The 19,852-nt window shown below is 68.7% G+C and carries 18 protein-coding genes; 15 read left to right on the forward strand and 3 right to left on the reverse strand.

The features are described from left to right. Positions 1 to 63 precede the first annotated feature (63 nt). The 3 genes from QM714_RS15555 to QM714_RS15565 form a co-directional block, all read right to left on the reverse strand. Positions 64 to 1,326: a hypothetical protein gene (locus QM714_RS15555; RefSeq protein ID WP_415102173.1), complete on the reverse strand. Its 1,263-nt coding sequence runs from the start codon at positions 1,324 to 1,326 to the stop codon at positions 64 to 66. A gap of 16 nt (positions 1,327 to 1,342) precedes the next feature. Continuing rightward, the gene (locus tag QM714_RS15560) at positions 1,343 to 1,555 is read right to left on the reverse strand and encodes a hypothetical protein (protein ID WP_415102175.1); all 213 of its coding nucleotides are present in this window, start codon (positions 1,553 to 1,555) and stop codon (positions 1,343 to 1,345) included. A gap of 431 nt (positions 1,556 to 1,986) precedes the next feature. Continuing rightward, on the reverse strand, positions 1,987 to 3,150 hold the full coding sequence (locus tag QM714_RS15565; RefSeq protein WP_415102177.1) for a L,D-transpeptidase family protein: 1,164 nt from the start codon (positions 3,148 to 3,150) through the stop codon (positions 1,987 to 1,989). 94 nt (positions 3,151 to 3,244) lie between these two features. On the opposite strand from QM714_RS15565, the gene QM714_RS15570 reads away from it, so the two are divergent. From QM714_RS15570 to nuoN, 15 genes are all read left to right on the forward strand, one after another. After that, positions 3,245 to 3,934, forward strand: a complete 690-nt coding sequence (locus QM714_RS15570; protein ID WP_415102179.1) for a demethylmenaquinone methyltransferase — start codon at positions 3,245 to 3,247, stop codon at positions 3,932 to 3,934. Between the two features lie 210 nt (positions 3,935 to 4,144). Continuing rightward, positions 4,145 to 4,501, forward strand: coding sequence for an NADH-quinone oxidoreductase subunit A (locus tag QM714_RS15575; protein ID WP_415102181.1), 357 nt, complete (start codon positions 4,145 to 4,147; stop codon positions 4,499 to 4,501). Positions 4,502 to 4,544: 43 nt separating this feature from the next. Continuing rightward, positions 4,545 to 5,099 carry a NuoB/complex I 20 kDa subunit family protein gene (locus QM714_RS15580; RefSeq protein ID WP_415102183.1) on the forward strand — a complete coding sequence of 185 codons (555 nt, stop codon included), beginning with the start codon at positions 4,545 to 4,547 and terminating at the stop codon, positions 5,097 to 5,099. Then, positions 5,096 to 5,821: an NADH-quinone oxidoreductase subunit C gene (locus QM714_RS15585; protein WP_415102185.1), complete on the forward strand. Its 726-nt coding sequence runs from the start codon at positions 5,096 to 5,098 to the stop codon at positions 5,819 to 5,821. Before QM714_RS15580 ends, QM714_RS15585 begins: the two co-directional genes overlap by 4 nt. Continuing rightward, positions 5,821 to 7,194, forward strand: coding sequence for an NADH-quinone oxidoreductase subunit D (locus QM714_RS15590; RefSeq protein ID WP_415102187.1), 1,374 nt, complete (start codon positions 5,821 to 5,823; stop codon positions 7,192 to 7,194). The genes QM714_RS15585 and QM714_RS15590 overlap by 1 nt, the downstream gene beginning before the upstream one ends. Before the next feature lie 70 nt (positions 7,195 to 7,264). Continuing rightward, the gene (gene nuoE / locus QM714_RS15595; RefSeq protein ID WP_415102189.1) at positions 7,265 to 7,942 is read left to right on the forward strand and encodes an NADH-quinone oxidoreductase subunit NuoE; all 678 of its coding nucleotides are present in this window, start codon (positions 7,265 to 7,267) and stop codon (positions 7,940 to 7,942) included. Next, on the forward strand, positions 7,939 to 9,255 hold the full coding sequence (gene nuoF, locus QM714_RS15600) for an NADH-quinone oxidoreductase subunit NuoF (RefSeq protein ID WP_415102191.1): 1,317 nt from the start codon (positions 7,939 to 7,941) through the stop codon (positions 9,253 to 9,255). The genes nuoE and nuoF overlap by 4 nt, the downstream gene beginning before the upstream one ends. Positions 9,256 to 9,302: 47 nt before the next feature. Further along, a complete protein-coding gene (locus QM714_RS15605; protein ID WP_415102193.1) occupies positions 9,303 to 11,732 on the forward strand; it encodes an NADH-quinone oxidoreductase subunit G in 2,430 nt (809 codons plus the stop codon). Positions 11,733 to 11,773: 41 nt separating this feature from the next. Continuing rightward, positions 11,774 to 13,054, forward strand: a complete 1,281-nt coding sequence (gene nuoH / locus QM714_RS15610; RefSeq protein ID WP_415103042.1) for an NADH-quinone oxidoreductase subunit NuoH — start codon at positions 11,774 to 11,776, stop codon at positions 13,052 to 13,054. Further along, positions 13,054 to 13,611, forward strand: coding sequence for an NADH-quinone oxidoreductase subunit NuoI (nuoI, locus tag QM714_RS15615; protein WP_415102195.1), 558 nt, complete (start codon positions 13,054 to 13,056; stop codon positions 13,609 to 13,611). Before nuoH ends, nuoI begins: the two co-directional genes overlap by 1 nt. A 26-nt stretch (positions 13,612 to 13,637) precedes the next feature. Further along, positions 13,638 to 14,426 carry an NADH-quinone oxidoreductase subunit J gene (locus QM714_RS15620; protein ID WP_415103043.1) on the forward strand — a complete coding sequence of 263 codons (789 nt, stop codon included), beginning with the start codon at positions 13,638 to 13,640 and terminating at the stop codon, positions 14,424 to 14,426. Next, the gene (gene nuoK / locus QM714_RS15625; RefSeq protein WP_415102197.1) at positions 14,423 to 14,716 is read left to right on the forward strand and encodes an NADH-quinone oxidoreductase subunit NuoK; all 294 of its coding nucleotides are present in this window, start codon (positions 14,423 to 14,425) and stop codon (positions 14,714 to 14,716) included. The genes QM714_RS15620 and nuoK overlap by 4 nt, the downstream gene beginning before the upstream one ends. Positions 14,717 to 14,741: 25 nt before the next feature. Continuing rightward, entirely contained in the window at positions 14,742 to 16,670 is a 1,929-nt protein-coding gene (nuoL, locus tag QM714_RS15630) for an NADH-quinone oxidoreductase subunit L (protein ID WP_415103044.1), read from the forward strand. Positions 16,671 to 16,722: 52 nt separating this feature from the next. Continuing rightward, positions 16,723 to 18,240: an NADH-quinone oxidoreductase subunit M gene (locus QM714_RS15635; RefSeq protein ID WP_415102199.1), complete on the forward strand. Its 1,518-nt coding sequence runs from the start codon at positions 16,723 to 16,725 to the stop codon at positions 18,238 to 18,240. Beyond that, a complete protein-coding gene (nuoN, locus tag QM714_RS15640) occupies positions 18,237 to 19,829 on the forward strand; it encodes an NADH-quinone oxidoreductase subunit NuoN (protein ID WP_415102201.1) in 1,593 nt (530 codons plus the stop codon). Before QM714_RS15635 ends, nuoN begins: the two co-directional genes overlap by 4 nt. Positions 19,830 to 19,852: the final 23 nt, after the last annotated feature.

Below are 19,852 nucleotides of genomic sequence, written 5' to 3' on the forward strand. Positions count from 1 at the left end.
CGCCGCGACGACCACCCGATCGCGGGGGGTACGACGTGGGCGGGGCGGCCGCTCCTCGATGGGTCACTCCGCCGGACGATGTGCCCGCAGCCAGGCCCGCATGGCGGCGGGCGACATCACCTCGGGGTCGCCGTAGGAGCTCTCGCCGGCATCGGCGAGCTCGGGCGGCACCACGTCGATGATGGCGTCGAGATCGTGGTAGTCCCTGACCTCCTCGTCCACTACGTCGGCCATCTCTCGGCTGGCCGGGCTGGCGAGGAGGTCGTGGTGGCGCAGGCTGGCGACCATGCCCTTGAGCAGGGTCTCCCAGGTGGTCATCGGCTGCTGCTTGGCCGTGGCCGACTCGGCCGCCGAGTCCAAGAACGCGAACGGGACCTGGGTGAAGTCGATCCCCCGCGCCAGGAACGCGCCGATCCAGTCGGTGTCGAAGGAGAAGTCGAAGACCACCGGGTCGGAGATGATCTCGGCGAGCAGACCCGACTCGTAGAGCTTGAAGGCCGCCTGGGTGTCGAGGATGCCGCGGCCGAAGATCGCCTCGCCGGCCATCCGCTGCATATGGCGCAGGCTCTTGATGCCGACGCCCCACCGCGCGGCGTCCTTGACCAGGACGGACTCCGGGTGACGCCGGTCGCCGAGGACGACCCGGGCGCCGTGCTCGCGGAAGGGCGCCACCAGCAGCCCGATCTGGCCGAGGTGCACCGAGTTGTCGGCATCGGTGTAGATCACCGCGTCGACGCCGTCGGCGATCGCCTGCATCGCGCCGAGGATGATCGAGCCACCCTTGCGGGAGTCGTCGGCGCTGGCCAGGCTCCGCAGCGGGCCATCGTCGGCGGGCACCTGCTCGGCGAGGAAGAGCACCTGCACCTGGTCGGCTGCGCCGGCGTCCTCGGCGATCTCCTGCGCCAGTCGGCCGCTGCCGTGGGGGCAGCCGTCGTCGACGGCGTAGAGCGTCCAGGTGACCGCGGTTCCCGCCGTTGCCCAGCGCAGCTGTCGGATCTTGGTCCGCAGGGAGTCCTCGCCGTGCGGGTTGTCCGGACCACGCGGTGTGAGGCGGTTCTGCTCGCCCCACATGGCGAAGACGACGCCGAGCCGGGTCGGCGGCGCGGTCAGCAGCGCCCGCCGGGACTCCACCAGCTTGGCGGCCATCCGGAACTCCAAGGGCGCATCGAGCGCCACCGCGCGCAGTGCTGCCGGCTCGGCACTGGGCTCGGCCAGCAGTGTGCCCGCCAGTTGTTCGAGGCGGTCCTGATGGTCGGGATCGGTCAGGTCGAACTCATCGGTCGCCCCAGCGGCCAGGTCACTTAGTCGGTCGGATGCGCCAGTCATGGCGTCACGGTAGTAGTCAGGCCAGGTCGATGGCGAGGTCGATGGCGAGGTCGATGGCGAGGTCGATGGCGAGGTCGATGGCGAGGTCGATGGCGACGGCGCCGAGCATGGTGTAGTCGGCGCCGGCCTCCCGGCGGGCACCACGGTGATGTCCTGGCGTGGAGTCGAGGGCGGGATCGCTGCCGGGCGAGGCCGGGCACGACGTGGTGACGGCCCCGGAGGGCGACACCCATCGTCTACCGACGACAGAGTGGCGACCCCGACGCCGAACCGCTTGGGGGGGGCGTCTGCCGCGGTCTTCCTGCGTCTGCCGCGCCCTTGTGGTGGCAGAGTGCCCCGTATGCCGGGCACTCACCCACCACAGCACCGCGGCAGACGGGTCAGGGCCAAGAGCCGCTCTGGTTCCCAGGGGTCACACGGGTTGCTGCTTCACCAAGGTAAGTGGATGAAGCCTCACCTCTCACGGCGTACACGCAATGAGAAGTGCAGGCTCACCCAGATACCTTGATGAAGCAGCGGCAGGAGTGACGACCAGCCGCCAGCAACCAGCCACCCGGCGAGCAGCCGCACGCCGAGCCCTGGTCTTCCGGTCGTTGCCCTGTCGGCCACCAGCCACCCACCACCAGCCACCCGGCGAATGACCCGAGTCGCGCCGATGGCCTAGGACCAGTAGATGACGACGTGGTCGCCGACCTGCACCTGGGAGAAGAGCCACTGGATGCCGGAGTAGTCGCGGACGTTCACGCAGCCGTGCGAAGCGCCGGCGTAGCCTCGGGCGGCAAAGTCGGAGGAGTAGTGCACCGCCTGGCCGCCGGAGAAGAACATCGAGTAGGGCATCGCCGAGCCGTAGAGGCGGGAAACATGGTCGGCGTCCTTGCTGTAGACCGAGAAGACGCCTTCGCGGGTGGGTGAGTAGGACGCGCCGAACCGGACGTCCAGGGTCTGCAGCACCTTTCCGTCCACGACCCAGCGCAGGGTCTGGCTGGCCTTGTCGATGCAGAGGACCCGACCCGTGCGGCACCGTGCGTCGAGTGCGCCCGGCTTCGGCTCGATGTTGTACATCGCCTCGTGCGTGGGTGTGCTCGTCATCGCAGCCAGTCGGTCGAGCGTGCGTTGGTCGGTGGCGCCGGTGACCGGGATCTCGCGCTTGGCCTGGAAGCCGCGCACTGCCGTCACGGTCGCGGAGTCGTAGCTGCCGGTGACGTCGCCGAAATACCAGGCGATCTCCTTCAGCCGGGCCTGGAGGGCGCGCACCTGGTCGCCGGAGTCGCCGCGTTGCAGAATCGCGGGACCGGGGTGGAGCACGTTGAACAGCTGGTCGTGGGTGGGCGGCTTGGTCATCGACGCGAGGCGCTGCCAGGTCCGCTCGTCGACCTGCCCGGTGGTCGGTAGCCCGCGTTTGGCCTGGAACCCCTTCACGGCGGCGACGGTTGCCGGGTCGTACCTCCCGGTGGTCTGCTCGGGAAGCCAGGCCAGCTGGAACAGCCTGGCCTGAAGGTCGCGGACGTCGACACCGCGCGCGCCGGCCGCGAGCTGCGGGGTGTCGTCGGGGCGTTCGGTCGCCGACGGCTTCGGGCTGGAGGTCGACTCTTCGCGCGAAGTGGCCGAAGTCTGGTCGGATGGGGCGGTGGTGGGATCGGCCGCCGCGGAGCCGTGGGAGTCGGCGGAGGCGACCAGCCCGAGGTACACCCCGCCGGTCACGACGCCGGCGACGAGCGCCAGCATCAGCAGCGCCTTGACGAGCCGTTTGAGCAGAGCCATGTATCCCCCGGGGAAGAAGAGGTCCCCAACAGTGTCGAGGATGAAGACGCAAACTCCCGGCATTTGGTTGCCATGGTGAATCGTGGTGGCGAATCACTGCGGCGGCAGGTGGCACCTCGCGCAGACCCTGGTGGCGACTCGCGCATAGGCTTCGCCCGTGGCCCGAGCCGATCTGGACAAGCAGCCGTCCGATGTGCGGCGGATGTTCGACGCCGTCGCGCGTCGGTACGACGTCACCAACGACGTGTTGTCGCTCGGTCAGGACCGGCGCTGGCGTCGCGCCGTCATCGACGCAGTGGCACCGGAGCCGGGAGAGGTGGTGCTGGACCTGGCCGCCGGCACCGGCACCTCGAGTCAGCCGTTCGCCGACCGTGGCGCGACCGTGGTCCCGTGCGACTTCTCGCTAGGCATGCTCCGGGTCGGCAAGCAGGCCAGACCGAGCCTGCCGTTCACCGCCGGCGACGGCACCAGGCTGCCGTTCGGCGACGACTCCTTCGACGCGGTCACCATCTCCTTCGGATTGCGCAACATCGTCGACCCACTCGCGGGGTTGGCCGAGATGCGCCGGGTCACCCGCCCGGGTGGCCGGCTCTTGGTGTGCGAGTTCAGCCACCCGACGAACGCCGCGTTCCGCAACGTCTACCTGGAGTACCTGATGCGGGCCCTACCGCCGATCTCGCGGACGGTCTCCTCCTCGCCGGACGCCTACGTCTACCTCGCCGAGTCGATCCGGGCATGGCCCGACCAGACCGGCCTCGCGGCGATGATCCAGCAGGCCGGCTGGGGACGGGTCGGCTGGCGCAACCTGTCCGGCGGCATCGTCGCCCTGCACCGCGGCACCGCCTGACCGGCCCAGGGCGGACGGTTGCGCGAGCGGCGCCACGTGTCCACTCCGGGGCACCCTGTTTGGTCGGTGGACGCCCACAGTGCAGGATGGTCTTCGGTGACCCTAGACTGTGCCGGGTGTGACTTCGTGAAGGCATTCACAAGATCGCGTGAAGCGACGGGACAGCTCCGCCGGGTCTCGCCGAACAGCTGAACGTAGGAAAGGACGGGCATGGAGCTCTATACGCCGATCCTCTGGTTGATCCTCCTCGCGGCGGGATTCGCGGTCTTCTCCGTGGTGATGAGCGCGATCGTCGGACCGCGGCGCTACAACAAGGCCAGGTTGGAGTCCTACGAGTGCGGCATCGAAGCCACCCCGCACGCGCTCGGCGGCCGGTTCCCGGTGAAGTACTACATCACCGCGATGCTCTTCATCGTCTTCGACATCGAGATCATCTTCCTCTACCCGTGGGCCGTGCAGTTCGATCAGCTCGGCCGCTTCGGACTGGTGGAGATGGTGCTGTTCATCTTGACCGTGTTCATCGCCTACGCCTACGTCTGGCGGCGCGGCGGCTTGGACTGGGACTGACCCGTGCACGCGACCGAGACCCTGGCGAAGGAAGGCCCCGCAGATGGGTGTTGAGGAGAAGCTGCCCAGCGGCGTACTGCTGACGACGGTCGAAGGGGTCGCCGGCTACATGCGCAAGGCCTCGTTCTGGCCCGCGACCTTCGGGCTGGCCTGCTGCGCCATCGAGATGATGACGACCGGCGGCCCGAAGTACGACCTCGGCCGCTTCGGCATGGAGGTCTTCCGAGCCAGCCCGCGCCAGGCCGACCTGATGATCGTGGCCGGTCGGGTGAGCCAGAAGATGGCGCCGGTGCTGCGGCAGATCTACGACCAGATGCCGGGCCCGAAGTGGGTGCTGGCCATGGGCGTCTGCGCGAGCTCCGGCGGCATGTTCAACAACTACGCGATCGTGCAGGGCGTGGACCATGTGGTTCCGGTCGACATCTATCTGCCCGGCTGTCCGCCGCGCCCGGAGATGCTCATCGACGCCATCCTCAAGCTGCACAAGCAGGTGCAGACCACCAAGCTCGGCGTCAACCGGGCCAACGAGATCGTGGAGCAGGAGGCTGCCGCGCTGGCGGCGCTGCCCACCTCGGAGATGCGGGGGCTGATGCGGTGAGCGAGGAGCACTCGAACAACGAGGCCGTCGAGCCAGGTGCCGAGATCGTCGGAGCCGACACCGAGATCGACCACGCGGTCGGCGTCCGGCACGGCATGTTCGGTGCGTCCGGCTCCGGCGACACCAGCGGGTACGGCGGCCTGGTCGCCCCGATCCTGCTGCCCCGGGCTGCGCACCGGCCCTACGGAGGGTGGTACGACGACGCGGCCGACGTCTTGGAGGAGCGGCTCGCCGAGGCCGGGATCGAGTCCGCCCTGATCGGAGTGGTGATCGACCACGGCGAGCTCACCCTGCACGTCCGTCGGGACCACCTCGTGGCAGTCGCCCAGTTGCTGCGTGACGACGAGCGACTCCGCTTCGAGCTCTGCTCGGGCGTGAGCGGTGTGCACTTCCCCGACGACCCCGACCACGAGCTGCACGCGGTCTACCACCTGCTGTCGATGACCCACAACCGGCGGATCCGGGTCGAGGTGACCTGTCCCGACCGCGATCCGCACATCCCGTCGATCGTCGGCGTCTACCCGACCAACGACTGGCACGAGCGGGAGACCTGGGACATGTTCGGGATCGTCTTCGACGGCCACCCGGCGCTGGCCCGCATCCTGATGCCGGACGACTGGCCCGGCCATCCGCAGCGCAAGGACTACCCCCTGGGTGGCATCCCCGTCGAGTACAAGGGCGGCTCCGTGCCCCCGCCGGACCAGCGGAGGTCCTACAACTGATGAGCGACCACGTCTCTCCCGAGGCCACCATCCCGCCCGAGACCGCCGACCCCTATGCCGGGACGAGCGCGACCACCCAGGGCAAGGTGTTCACCGTCACCGGCCAGGACTGGGAATCCATCACCGATGCCATCGGCGACCACGTCGAGGAGCGCATCGTGGTCAACATGGGGCCGCAGCACCCGTCCACGCACGGCGTGCTCCGGCTCATCCTCGAGTTGGAGGGCGAGACCGTCAGCGAGGCCCGGTGCGGCATCGGCTATCTGCACACGGGCATCGAGAAGAACATGGAGTACCGCACCTGGGTGCAGGGCGTCACCTACTGCACCCGGATGGACTACCTCTCCCCGTTCTACAACGAGATGACCTACGTGCTGGGCGTGGAGCGACTGCTGGGCATCGAGGACGAGGTCCCCGAGAAGGCCCAGGTCATGCGGGTCCTGCTGATGGAGCTCAACCGCATCTCCTCGCACCTGGTGGCGATCGCTACCGGCGGCATGGAGATCGGCGCGCTGACCGTGATGACGATCGGCTTCCGCGAGCGGGAGCTGGTGCTCGACCTCTTCGAGCTGATCACCGGCCTGCGGATGAATCACGCCTTCATCCGTCCCGGTGGGGTCGCGCAGGATCTGCCGCCCGGCGCGCTCGACGAGATCCGTGACTTCGTGGCGCTGATGAAGAAGCGGCTGCCGGAGTACGCCGACCTGTGCAACGCCAACCCGATCTTCAAGGCGCGGCTGGAGGGCGTGGGCGAGCTCGACCTCGCCGGCTGCCTGGCGCTGGGCATCACCGGACCGGTGCTACGCAGCACTGGCTACCCCTGGGACCTGCGCAAGACCCAGCCCTACTGCGGCTACGAGGACTACGAGTTCGACGTCCAGACCTGGGACACGGCCGACGCCTACGGCCGTTTCCGCATTCGACTCAACGAGATGTGGGAGTCGCTGCGCCTCATCGAGCAGTCGGCCCAGCGGCTCGCCGACCTGGAGGGCGCACCGGTGATGGTCGCCGACAAGAAGATCGCCTGGCCGAGCCAGTTGGCCATCGGCTCGGACGGCATGGGCAACAGCCTCGACCACATCAAGCACATCATGGGTGAGTCGATGGAGGCGCTCATCCACCACTTCAAGCTGGTGACCGAGGGCTTCCACGTGCCGGCAGGGCAGGCGTACGTGCCGGTCGAGAGCCCGCGCGGCGAGATGGGCGCCCACGTCGTCTCCACCGGAGGGACGCGTCCGTTCCGGGTCCACTTCCGAGACCCGTCCTTCACGAACCTGCAGGGCACCGCCGCGATGGCCGAGGGTGGCATGGTCGCCGACGTGATCGTCGCGATCGCCTCACTCGACCCGGTCATGGGAGGGGTGGATAGGTGAAGCACCCCACGAAGTTCTCGTGCTCCCCCGCTCCGCTCCTCCGCCCGACAACTCCGAGGGGACCCCGCCGGTGAGCATCGACGAGAAGACCTACGCCGAGCTGGTCGAGATCGCGGACCGCTATCCGCAGCCGCGCTCGGGGTTGTTGCCGATGCTGCACCTGGTCCAGAGCGCCGAGGGGCGGATCACGCCGGAGGGCATCGAGGCGTGCGCCGAGATCCTCGACATCACCCCCGCCCAGGTGAGTGGGGTCGCCACGTTCTACACGATGTACAAGCGGCGCGCGGTCGGCGACTACCACGTCGGCGTGTGCACCAACACCTTGTGCGCGGTGATGGGTGGTGACGCGATCTTCGCCCGCCTCAAGGAGCACCTCGGCATCGGCAACGACGAGACGACAGCCGACGAGGACGGCCGGACCATCACCTTGGAGCACGTCGAGTGCAACGCCGCCTGCGACTACGCGCCCGTGGTGATGGTCAACTGGGAGTTCATGGACAACCAGACCCCCGAGTCGGCGACCCAACTGGTCGACGACCTGCGCGAGGGCAACGAGGTCCACTCCACCCGAGGACCCAAGATCGTGACCTGGCGAGAGGCCGAGCGGGTGCTGGCCGGCTTCAACGACGGGCTCGCCGACGAGGGCCCGTCGGCCGGTCCGGCGTCCTTGGAGGGCTTGGAGATCGCCCGCGAGCACGACTGGTCCGCCCCGTCCGCGAGCGTGACCGTGAAGGAGGTCGAGCAGTGAGCGAGATCGACACCCTCACCCCGGTCCTCACCGACAACTGGGACCAGGACCGGTCCTGGACGCTGGCGGCCTACGAGCGCCAAGGCGGCTACGGCGCGCTGAAGAAGGCGCTCGGCATGACCCCCGACGCGATCATCGCCGAGGTGAAGGACTCCGGGCTGCGCGGTCGCGGTGGCGCCGGCTTCCCGACCGGGATGAAGTGGGGCTTCATCCCCCAGGACAACCCCAACCCGAAGTACCTCGTCGTCAACGGCGACGAGTCCGAGCCGGGCACCTGCAAGGACATCCCCTTGATGATGGCCAGCCCGCACACGCTGATCGAGGGCGTGATCATCTCGTCCTACGCGATCCGGGCCAACCACGCGTTCATCTACGTGCGCGGCGAGGTGCTGCACGTCATTCGCCGCCTGCAGGCCGCGGTCGCCGAGGCGTACGCCGCCGGCCACCTCGGCAAGGACATCCACGGCTCCGGCTACGACCTCGACCTGGTCGTGCACGCCGGCGCCGGCGCCTACATCTGTGGCGAGGAGACGGCGCTGCTGGACTCCCTCGAGGGTCGCCGTGGCCAACCGCGGCTGCGGCCGCCGTTCCCCGCCGTGGCGGGTCTCTACGCCAGCCCCACGGTGATCAACAACGTGGAGTCGATCTCGTCGGTGCCGAGCATCATCGCCAACGGCGCGACCTGGTTCGCCTCGATGGGCACCGAGAAGTCCAAGGGGTTCGGGATCTTCTCGCTGTCTGGCCATGTCACCAACCCGGGCCAGTTCGAGGCTCCGCTCGGGATCACCCTGCGCACGCTCATCGAGCTGGCCGGTGGCATCCGCGAGGGCCACGAGCTGAAGTTCTGGACCCCCGGCGGCTCCTCCACGCCGCTGCTCACCGCCGAGCACCTCGACGTCCCGCTGGACTTCGAAGGCGTCGGCGCCGCGGGCTCGATGCTCGGCACCAGGGCCATCCAGCTGTTCGACGAGACCACCTGCGTGGTCCGAGCCGTGTTGCGCTGGACCGAGTTCTACAAGCACGAGTCGTGCGGCAAGTGCACCCCGTGTCGGGAGGGCACCTACTGGCTGGCCCAGACGCTGGCCAACCTCGAGCGCGGCCAGGGGTCGGAAGAGGACCTCGACAAGCTGCTCGACGAGTGCGACAACATCCTCGGCCGCGCGTTCTGTGCGCTCGGCGACGGAGCGACCAGCCCGATCACCTCCTCGATCCAGTACTTCCGCGAGGAGTTCGTCGCTCACCTCGTCGAGGGTGGCTGCCCGTTCGACCCGGCCGCCTCGACCCTGTTCGTCACGGCGGGAGCACAGGCATGACGGGAGCGCAGGCATGACGGGAGCGCAGGCATGACGGGAGCGCAGGCATGAGTCAGGTCTCGACAAGCTCGACCAGCGATGCCCCGGCCGTCGACCTGGTGACCCTCACCATCGACGGCGTCAGTGTGAGCGTGCCCAAGGGCACCTTGGTGATCCGTGCCGCCGAGGAGATCGGCATCACCATCCCGCGCTTCTGCGACCACCCGCTGCTCGACCCGGTCGGCGCCTGCCGCCAGTGCCTGGTCGAGGTCGCGCTCCCCGGCCCCGACGGGGCGATGCGGCAGATGCAGGGCCCGCCCGGACGGATGAAGCCGCAAGCGTCGTGCACCCTGGTGGTCTCCGAGGGGATGGAGGTGCACACGCAGTACACCTCCGAGGGTGCGGAGAAGGCCCAGACCGGGATCTTGGAGTTCTTGCTCGTCAACCACCCGCTCGACTGCCCGGTCTGCGACAAGGGTGGCGAGTGCCCCCTGCAGAACCAGTCGATGAACGGCCGCGGTGAGACCCGCTTCGAAGGCGTCAAGCGCACCTTCCCCAAGCCGATCAACATCTCCGCGCAGATCCTGCTCGACCGCGAGCGGTGCGTGCTGTGTGCGCGCTGCACCCGCTTCTCCGAGCAGATCGCCGGTGACCCGTTCATCGCCCTGGTCGAGCGTGGCGCGCTCCAGCAGGTCGGCATCTACGAGCGGGAGCCCTTCGAGTCCTACTTCTCCGGCAACACCATCCAGATCTGCCCGGTCGGTGCGCTGACCTCGGCGGAATACCGCTTCCGCTCTCGGCCGTTCGACCTCGTCTCCACCCCGGCGATCGCCGAGCACGACGCCTGCGGTGCGGCGATCCGGGTCGACCACCGCCGCGGCAAGGTGATGCGGCGGCTCTCCGGCAACGACCCGGAGGTCAACGAGGAGTGGATCACCGACAAGGACCGGTTCGCGTTCGCCTACACCCGCGCCGACGACCGGCTCACCTATCCGCAGATCCGTGAGGATGGCGAGCTGCGACCCGCCTCCTGGCCCGAGGCCTTCGCGGTGGCCGCCCGCGGACTGGCCGCTGCCGGCCGGTCGGCGGTGCTCACCGGTGGTCGACTGACGGCCGAGGACGCCTACGCCTACTCCAAGTTCGCGCGGGTTGCGCTCGACACCAACGACGTCGACTTCCGCGCCCGCCCGCTCTCGGCCGAGGAGACCGACTTCCTCGGGTCGCGGGTGGTGCTGACCCAGGCCGCGACGTACGCCGACCTCGAGGCCGCCGGCACCGTCGTCCTGGCGGGGCTGGAACCCGAGGACGAGGCCGGCACCCTCTTCCTGCGCCTGCGCAAGGCCACCCGGGCCGGCCGGACCACCGTCGTCTCCGTCGCCCCGTTCACGTCTCGCGGCTTGGAGAAGATGGCCGGGCGACTGGTGCCGACCGTGCCGGGTCGGGAGGCCGCGGCGCTGCGGGCGCTCGCCGAGGACGACGGCGCCGGACTCGACGCCTCGTCGGTGATCCTGGTCGGCGAGCGGCTCGCGACCAGCCCGGGTGCCCTGACTGCCGCTGCCGAGCTGGCCGACCGGACCGGTGCCAAGCTCGCCTGGGTGCCGCGCCGCGCCGGTGACCGCGGAGCGCTGGAGGCCGGCTGCCTGCCGACCCTGCTGCCCGGTGGCCGCCCGGTCGCCGACCCCGCAGCCCGGGTCGACCTGGCCGCAGCCTGGGGGGTCGATTCACTCCCCAGCGCGCCCGGCCGAGACGCCGATCAGATCGTCGCAGCGCTTGCCGACGGCACCCTCGGTGGTGTCGTGATCGGCGGCGTCGACCCCGACGACACCGCAGACCCCGCCACCTTCCGCGCCGCCCTCGCGGGCGCCTTCGTGGTCGCCCTCGACCTTCGCGAGACCGACATCACCGACGTGGCCGACGTGGTGCTCCCCGTTGCGTCGGTGACCGACAAGGCCGGCACCTTCGTGACGTGGGAGGGGCGGCCACGCTCCTTCAGCGCCGTCTTCGCGAACCCTGCCTCGCTGCCCGACCTGCGGGTGCTCGCCGGCATCGCCGAGGAGATGGACCACTCCCTCGGCTTCACCTCGGTCGCCGCCGTGCACGCGGAGATGGAGAGCGTGGGTCCGTGGGACGGCGAGCGGGTCGAGCCGTCCGGGGTCTCGACAAGCGCGACCGACCAGGGCTCGGACGGGGTGGCGTTGGCCACCTGGAAGCAGCTGATCGACCTCGGTTCACTCCAAGATGGGGCAGATGCCATGCGGGCCGCTGGCCGCCGGCCGGTCGTCCTGCTCGGCACCACGATCGCCGACGGGCTCGGTGTCGAGGACGGCGACGAGGTCGTGGTCACCGGTGATCGCGGTCAGGTGATCCTGTCGGCCAGGCGAGCCGTCGACATGGTGGACGGCACCGTCTGGGTGCCCGCCAACTCCTTCGGCAACGGCGTGCTGGCCGACCTGGCCTCACCCGGGAGCCGGGTGACGGTGAAGGGAGTGAGCAAGTGATCGCGCACTCGGTCAACGTGCTGGCCGCTAGCGGAGACAGCCTGGCTGCCTTCGGCAAGGACCCGGTCTGGCTGGTCATCGTCAAGGCCGTCCTCATCTTCGTCGTACTCGTCTTGCTGACGCTGTTCAACATCTGGCTCGAGCGCCGGGTCGTGGGTCGCATGCAGCACCGCATCGGGCCCAACGTCCACGGTCCCTTCGGCCTGCTGCAGTCGCTCGCCGACGGCGTCAAGCTCGCGCTGAAGGAAGACCTCATCCCGAAGGCGGCCGACAAGACCGTCTACCTCGTCGCGCCGGTGATCGCGGTCGTGCCGTCCTTCGTGACATTCGCGGTGATCCCGTTCGGTCCCGAGGTGACGATGTTCGGGCACCGCACTCCACTCCAGCTGACCGACACCCCAGTGGCCGTGCTGTTCGTGATGGCCATCGCCTCGATCGGCATCTACGGAATCGTGCTCGCCGGCTGGTCGTCCGGGTCGACGTACTCCCTGTTGGGTGGCCTGCGATCCAGCGCCCAGATGATCTCCTACGAGGTCGCCATGGGGCTCGCCTTCGTCGCCGTCTTCCTCTACGCCGGGTCGATGTCCACCTCGGAGATCGTCGCCGCGCAGAACGAGAAGGGCAGCTTCTGGTTCGCCTTGATCCTGGCGCCGTCGTTCATCATCTACTGCATCGCGATGGTGGGCGAGACGAACCGTGCCCCCTTCGACCTGCCCGAGGCCGAGGGCGAACTGGTCGGTGGCTTCCACACGGAGTACTCCAGCCTGAAGTTCGCGCTCTTCTTCCTCGCCGAATACATCAACATGGCCACCGTCTCCGCGGTCGCCACCACGCTGTTCCTCGGCGGCTGGCACGCGCCGTGGCCGATCATCAACGTCTGGCCGGGGGCGGACATCGGCTACTGGCCGCTGTTGTGGTTCTTCGGCAAGGTGCTGTGCTTCATCTTCGTCTTCATCTGGCTGCGCGGCACCCTCCCGCGGCTGCGCTACGACCAGTTCATGCACTTCGGCTGGAAGCGGCTGATCCCGATCTCATTGCTCTGGATCGTGGCGGTCGCCACCATCCAGAGCCTCAAGGACGACGGCGGGATCAGCCTGAAGTGGGTGCTGATCGCGCTCGGCGTGCTGGCCGCGATCTTCTTGGCCCTCTCCTTCGTGGGGGAGCGGGAGCCCGACGAGGACACCGCTGACGAGCCCGAGGACGCCTTCGCCGGTGGCTTCCCGGTGCCCCCCATGCCCACTGGCGGCCCGGTCCGAGGGGCGGCCCGGCCGCTCGTCTTCGAGACCGTGCCGACGCACGTCGCGACGGCCGAGGAGGTCTGATGCCCACCCTCAAGGAGCAGTTTTGGGACCCGGTGGCGGGTTTCGGGGTGACCTTCCGGACCATGTTCCGCAAGGTCGTCACCGAGCAGTATCCCTTCGAGAAGCTGCCGACCGCCCCGCGCTTCCACGGCCGCCACCAGCTCAACCGCTGGCCCGACGGCCTGGAGAAGTGCATCGGCTGCGAGCTGTGCGCGTGGGCCTGCCCGGCCGACGCGATCTACGTCGAGGGTGCGTCCAACAGTCCCGACGAGCGCTTCAGCCCAGGCGAGCGCTACGGCCGCGTCTACCAGATCAACTACTTGCGCTGCATCCTGTGCGGGCTGTGTATCGAGGCCTGCCCGACCCGTGCGCTGACCATGACCAACGAGTACGAACTGGCCGACTCGACCCGCGAGTCGCTCATCTACCAGAAGAGCGACCTGTTGGCGCCGCTGCTGCCGGGGATGGAGCAGCCGCCCCACCCGATGCTGCTCGGGGACGACGAGAAGGACTACTACCGCGGCCAGTTCTCCGCCCCGGCCGAGACTGGTGCCGGTCGGGAAGGAGGGGCTTCGTGACCGTCTTCTGGATCCTGTCGCCGATCATGGTGGTGGCGGCCCTCGGCCTCTTGTTCGTCCGCAAGGCCGTGCACGCCGCACTGCTCCTGGCCGTGGTGATGATCAGTCTGGCCGTGCTGTACGCCGTCCTCGAGGCGCCGTTCCTCTTCGTCGTCCAGATCATCGTCTACACCGGCGCCATCTTGATGCTGTTCCTGTTCGTCTTGATGCTGGTCGGCGTCGACGCGTCGGACTCGGTGGTGGAGACCATCAAGGGCCAGCGGGTGCTCGCCATCGGCGCAGGGACCATCCTGGGACTGCTCCTCGGCATCAGCGTCGGCCAGGTGACGCTGGGCACCGCGGTCGGCCTTTCCGATGCCAACGCGGGCGGCAACGTCCAGGCGCTCGCCAACCTGGTCTTCTCCCGCTACGTGTTCGCCTTCGAGATCACCTCGGCGCTGCTGATCACCGCCGCGCTCGGTGCGATGGTGTTGGCCCACCGAGAGCGGTTGACACCCAAGGTGACCCAGGCGGACCTGGCCCGGCAGCGGATGCAGGACTACGCAGACTCCGGTCGCCACCCCGGCCCGCTGCCTGCACCTGGCGTCTACGCCCGCCACAACGCCGTCGACACCCCCGCGCTGCTGCCCGACGGCACCGCGGCGGAGTCCTCGATCTCCCGGGTGCTGGCCGCCCGGGGCACCGTGCGGACTGCGCCGGTCAACGCCGAGGACATCGACCAGATCACCCGGCAGCTCGGGGTCGAGGTCGACACCGCGCCCGAGGTCGCCGGCAAGGTCGGTGCCGCCGCCTCGACCGAGGAGGACGTCCGATGACCCCCTACCTCGTCTTGTCGGCGATCCTGTTCACCATCGGCTCGGTGGGCGTGCTCACCAGGCGCAACTCGATCGTCGTCTTCATGTGCATCGAGCTGATGCTCAACGCCAGCAACCTCGCCTTCGTGACCTTCGCCAAGCAGCACGGCAACCTCTCGGGCCAGGTCGCCGCATTCTTCGTGATGGTCGTCGCGGCAGCCGAAGTCGTGGTCGGCCTGGCCATCATCATGACCATCTTCCGGACCAGGCGCTCGGCCTCGGTCGACGACCCGAGCCTGCTGAAGTACTGAGGGGACCGTCGTGAATCTCTCCGTGATGGCGCACGAGGGCGCCGCCCACGTCCCGGTGGTCGCACCGACGGACGCCTCGGGTGTGTTCGCACTGATCTGGCTGGTCGTCGCACTGCCGCTCGCCGGCGCCGCGATCCTGCTCATCGGGGGCAAGGTCACCGACAGGTGGGGTCACCTGCTCGGCTCTGCCACCGTGCTCGGGTCCTTCGTGATCAGCCTGTCGATGTTCTTCGGGCTGCTCGGCCGCGACGTTGACGACCGCCAGGTCGGCCAGCACCTGTGGACCTGGTTCCAGGCCGGTCGGCTCGACGTGGGCATGGACCTGCTCCTCGACCCACTCTCGGTGCTGTTCTTGTTGCTCATCACCGGCGTCGGCTCGCTGATCCACATCTACTCGATCGGCTACATGGCCCACGACGCCCGGCGCCGTCGCTTCTTCGGCTACCTCAACCTCTTCGTCGCCGCGATGCTGGTCCTGGTCTTGTCGGCCAACTACGTCGGCGTGTTCCTCGGGTGGGAGGGAGTCGGCCTGGCGTCGTACCTCCTGATCGGCTTCTGGCAGCACAAGCCGACCGCGGCGGCGGCGGCGATCAAGGCGTTCGTGATGAACCGGGTCGGTGACATCGGGATGTCGCTGGCCATCGCGTTGATGTTCGTGACCTTCGGGACCACCGCCTTCGTCGGCGTCTCCGCCGTGGCCGGTGAGGCCTCGGGGAAGACCCTCAACGCACTCGGCCTGCTGCTCCTGTTGGCCGCCTGCGGCAAGTCCGCGCAGGTGCCCCTCCAGGCCTGGCTGCTGGACGCGATGGAGGGCCCCACGCCAGTCTCGGCGCTGATCCACGCGGCGACCATGGTGACCGCCGGCGTCTACCTGGTCACCAGGTCCAACTTCATCTTCGAGCGCGCTCCGATCGCGCAGACCACGGTCGTCGTGGTCGCCGTCGTCACGCTGCTCTGGGGCGCGGCCATCGGAACCGCGAAGGACGACATCAAGAAGGTGCTCGCCGGCTCCACGATGAGCCAGATCGGCTACATGATGCTCGGCGCGGGCCTCGGTGTCGCCGGCTACGCCTTCGCGATCTTCCACCTGCTCACCCACGGCTTCTTCAAGGCCAACATGTTCCTCGGTGCCGGCTCGGTCATGCATGCGATGGACGACGACGTGGACATGCGCCACTACGGCGCCTTGCGCAAGGCTCTGCCGATCACGTTCCTCACCTTCGCCATGGGCTACCTGGCGATCATCGGCATCCCGCCCTTTGCAGGCTTCTGGTCGAAGGACAAGATCATCGAGAGCGCCCTCGCCCACAACTGGCTGGTCGGCGCGGCCGCGCTGATCGGGGCCGGGGTCACCGGGTTCTACATGACCCGGCTGATGCTGATGACCTTCATCAGCGACAAGCGCTGGCTCGACGGCGTCCACCCGCACGAGTCGCCCAAGGTGATGACCATCCCGCTGATGGTCCTCGGTGCGCTCTCCGTGCTGGGCGGGTTGCTCTATCTCAACGGCTGGATCGTGGACTTCCTCGCCCCGGTCGTCGGTGAGGCTCCGCACGAGGAGCCGCCGCTGCCGCCGATCGTGGTGTCGCTGCTGGCGTTGGTCATCGTGCTGGTCGGCGTTGCGATCGCCTGGTCGATCTTTGGCCGGCGTCCGGTGCCACGCGAGGCCCCCGAGAACGTCCCGCCGGTCATCACCATTGCCCGCAACGACCTCTACGGCGACGCGATCAACGAGACCTTCGTCGTCGGCCCGGGCCGAGCCGTGGCCACCGGCCTTGCGACCATCGACCGCGGCGGCGTCGACGGCGCGGTCGAGGGTGGCGGCTGGACGGTGGCCGGCCTCGCCGGTGTGCTGCGCAAGTGGCAGAACGGCTACGTCCGGTCCTACGCCCTGTCCCTCCTCGGCGGCGTCATCCTCGTCGTCCTGGCCCTGCTGGCGGTGAACCTCGCATGAGTTTCACTCCACGAAACTGCTCGCTTCGCTCACACTTCCGCGGGGGCCCCGAATGAGCTCTTTTCCCTGGTTGACACTGCTGATCGCGGTGCCGCTGGTCGGCGCGGTCGTCGTCGCCCTGGCGCCTGCCGCGGCCAAGCAGCTGGGCCTGGTCTTCTCCGGGTTGGCCCTCGCCCTCGGCATCGTGGTCACCACGCAGTACCACACCGGCGGCGGCATGCAGCTGGAGGAGAAGGTCAACTGGATCAAGCCGCTCGGAGTGCACTGGGCGCTCGGGGTCGACGGTCTGGGCCTGCTCATGGTCCTGCTCACCGTGGTCCTCGTCCCGGTCGTGCTGGTCGCCTCCTGGCCCGACGCGGAGGAGGAGGGCCGACTCGCCTCCTTCGTCTCGTGGACCCTGGCTCTCCAGGCCTTCTCGCTCGCGGTCTTCACGGCGACCGACGTGTTCTTGTTCTACGTCGTCTTCGAGGCCACCTTGATCCCGGCGTACTTCCTCATCGGCGGCTTCGGGCGTCCCGGTCGCGGTCGGGCCGCAGTGAAGTTCCTCGTCTACCAGCTGGCCGGCGGCTTGATCATGTTGGTGTCGGTGATCGGTCTTTACGTCGTGTCCGCGCAGCACGGCACGCCGTCGTACCTCCTCTCCGACATGGCCTCCCTGGACATCGGCACCACCACCGCGCGGTGGCTGTTCGTCGGGTTCTTCGTCGCCTTCGCGATCAAGGCGCCGATGTTCCCGGTGCACACCTGGCTGCCCGACACCACCGAGAAGGCCACGACCGGCACCAGCGTGCTGCTCGTGTGCATCCTCGACAAGATCGGCACGTTCGGCATGCTGCGGTTCTGTCTAGGGCTGTTCCCCGAGGCCTCGCAATGGGCCACCCCGGTGGTCGTCGTGCTCGCGTTGATCTCGATCATCTACGGCGCGTTCGTGGCGATCGGCCAGGACGACGTGCTGCGCCTGATCGGCCTGACCTCGCTGTCGCACTTCGGCTTCATCGTGCTGGGGATCTTCGTGTTCAGCAGCCAGGGTGGCGCGGGCGCCATCCTCTACATGGTCAACCACGGGATCGGCACGGCCGCCCTGTTCCTGCTCGCCGGCTTCGTCATCCGGCGCAGCGGCACCCAGCTGATCAGCGAGATGACGGGCATCGAGAAGGCGGCGCCGCTGCTGGCGGGTCTCTTCTTGATCGCCGGGCTCGCCGGTGCCGGTCTGCCCGGCCTCTCGCCGTTCGTGTCCGAGCTGATGGTGCTGATCTCCGCGTTCGGGCATGCCTGGTGGACCGGGGCGATCGCGGTCACCGCGATCGTGCTGGCCGCGGTCTACATGCTGTGGATGTACCAACGCATCATGACCGGCCCCAAACTCGAGCCGGTCGAGTCGCTGCCGGAGATCAACCGACGTGAGCTCTCCGCCGTCGTGCCCCTGATCGTGGGCCTGGTGGTCTTCGGCTTCTTCCCGATGCCGCTGCTCAACGTGATCAACCCGTACGTCGACGCGACGCTCGCCCATGTCGGGGTGAGCGAGAAGGCGCCCGTCGTGCCCGCGCCCGAGGCCGGAGGCCAGCAGTGAACGACTTCGTCAAGCCCACGGTCGAATACGCCCAGCTGCTCCCGCTGCTGATCGTCTTCGGGGTCGCGTGCCTCGGCGTGCTGGTCGAGGCGTTCCTGCCCCGCTCGCAGCGCTACGCGACCCAGGTTCTGCTGACCGTCGTCGGCCTGGTGGCCGCCCTGGTCGCGGCCGTCACCTTGGCGACTCGTCTCGACGACCTCGGCGACGGCACGGCCCGCGGCCAGCTTGCGGTGATGGATGCGCTCGCCATCGACGGGCCGACGGTGTTCTTGTGGATCCTCGTGCTCGGCCTGGGCATCGGTGGCGCGCTCCTGTTCGCCGAGCGCCGGCTCGAAGGTGGCCTGACCGCGTTCGCCGGCCAGGCCAGCACGGTGCCCGGGTCGGAGTCCGAGCGGCGTGCCTCGGCTCAAGGCCTCGAGCACACCGAGGTCTATCCGCTGCTGCTGTTGGCGATCGGCGGAATGATGCTGTTCCCTGCCGCCAACGACCTGATCATGATGTTCGTGGCGCTGGAGGTTCTCTCCCTCCCGCTCTACCTGATGACCGGCCTGGCTCGGCGTCGCCGGCTGCTCAGTCAGGAGGCGGCCCTGAAGTACTTCCTCCTGGGGGCGTTCTCGACCGGGTTCTTCGTCTACGGGATGGCTCTGGTCTACGGCTTCGCCGGCTCCTTCGACTTCGCGTCGATCAACGAGGCAGTGGCCTCCGGGGACGGCAACTCCGCGCTGCTCGCGATCGGGCTGGCGCTGCTCTCGGTGGGTGTCTTGTTCAAGGTCGGTGCGGCTCCCTTCCAGGCCTGGACTCCCGACGTCTACCAGGGCGCCCCGACGCCGCTGACCGCCTTCATGTCGGCGGGCACGAAGGTGGCGGCGTTCGGCGCGATGGCTCGCCTGCTCTATGTCGCCTTCGGTGTCGCCCGGTGGAGCTGGGAGCCGATGATCTGGGCGGTCGCCATCTTGAGCATGCTGGTCGGCGCGCTGCTGGCGATCGTGCAGTCCGACGTGAAGCGGATGCTGGCCTACTCCGCGGTGGCGCACACCGGATTCATCCTGACCGGGATCCTCGGCGTGCAGAGCGCGGCAGAGCTGTCCGCCGGCCAGATCACCTCCCTGCAGGCGGTGTTGTTCTACCTCACCAGTTATGGCATCACCTCGTTGGGCGCCTTCGCGGTCGTCGGCCTGGTGCGCGATGCCTCCGGTGAGGCCAACGCACTCTCCCGCTGGGCTGGCCTGGGCAAGGAGTCGCCCATCGTCGCGGGCGTGTTCGCCCTGTTTCTGCTGGCGATGGCGGGCATCCCGCTCACCTCCGGGTTCGTCGGCAAGTGGACCGTCTTCGCCGCTGCCCTGTCCGCAGGGGCATGGCCGGTGGTCGTCATCGCCGTCGGAGCCAGCCTGATCGCCGCGTTCTTCTACGTGCGGGTCATCTACTTGATGTACTTCAGCGACCCGATCGGTGACGGACCGGCGGTCACCCATCCGTCGATCCTCACGGCTGGCACCATCGCGGTCGCGGCAGCGTTCACGGTGCTGCTCGGCGTCGTTCCGGGCCCGGTGCTCGACCTGGCCGGTCGGGCGGGAGAATTCATCAGGTGACTGATCCTGCTGAGCAGAGGACC

The sequence above is a fragment of the Nocardioides sp. genome, from assembly GCF_047602075.1.
GTDB lineage: Bacteria > Actinomycetota > Actinomycetes > Propionibacteriales > Nocardioidaceae > Nocardioides.

Bases quoted from the DNA above. Each gene is read 5' to 3' on its own strand.
- QM714_RS15555 (WP_415102173.1), bottom strand. From the start codon at position 1,326: ATGACTGGCGCATCCGACCGACTAAGTGACCTGGCCGCTGGGGCGACC.
- QM714_RS15565 (WP_415102177.1), bottom strand. From the start codon at position 3,150: ATGCCGGGAGTTTGCGTCTTCATCCTCGACACTGTTGGGGACCTCTTC.
- QM714_RS15575 (WP_415102181.1), top strand. From the start codon at position 4,145: ATGGAGCTCTATACGCCGATCCTCTGGTTGATCCTCCTCGCGGCGGGA.
- QM714_RS15580 (WP_415102183.1), top strand. From the start codon at position 4,545: ATGGGTGTTGAGGAGAAGCTGCCCAGCGGCGTACTGCTGACGACGGTC.
- QM714_RS15590 (WP_415102187.1), top strand. From the start codon at position 5,821: ATGAGCGACCACGTCTCTCCCGAGGCCACCATCCCGCCCGAGACCGCC.
- QM714_RS15605 (WP_415102193.1), top strand. From the start codon at position 9,303: ATGAGTCAGGTCTCGACAAGCTCGACCAGCGATGCCCCGGCCGTCGAC.
- nuoI (WP_415102195.1), top strand. From the start codon at position 13,054: ATGCCCACCCTCAAGGAGCAGTTTTGGGACCCGGTGGCGGGTTTCGGG.
- QM714_RS15620 (WP_415103043.1), top strand. From the start codon at position 13,638: ATGGTGGTGGCGGCCCTCGGCCTCTTGTTCGTCCGCAAGGCCGTGCAC.
- nuoK (WP_415102197.1), top strand. From the start codon at position 14,423: ATGACCCCCTACCTCGTCTTGTCGGCGATCCTGTTCACCATCGGCTCG.
- nuoL (WP_415103044.1), top strand. From the start codon at position 14,742: ATGGCGCACGAGGGCGCCGCCCACGTCCCGGTGGTCGCACCGACGGAC.
- QM714_RS15635 (WP_415102199.1), top strand. From the start codon at position 16,723: ATGAGCTCTTTTCCCTGGTTGACACTGCTGATCGCGGTGCCGCTGGTC.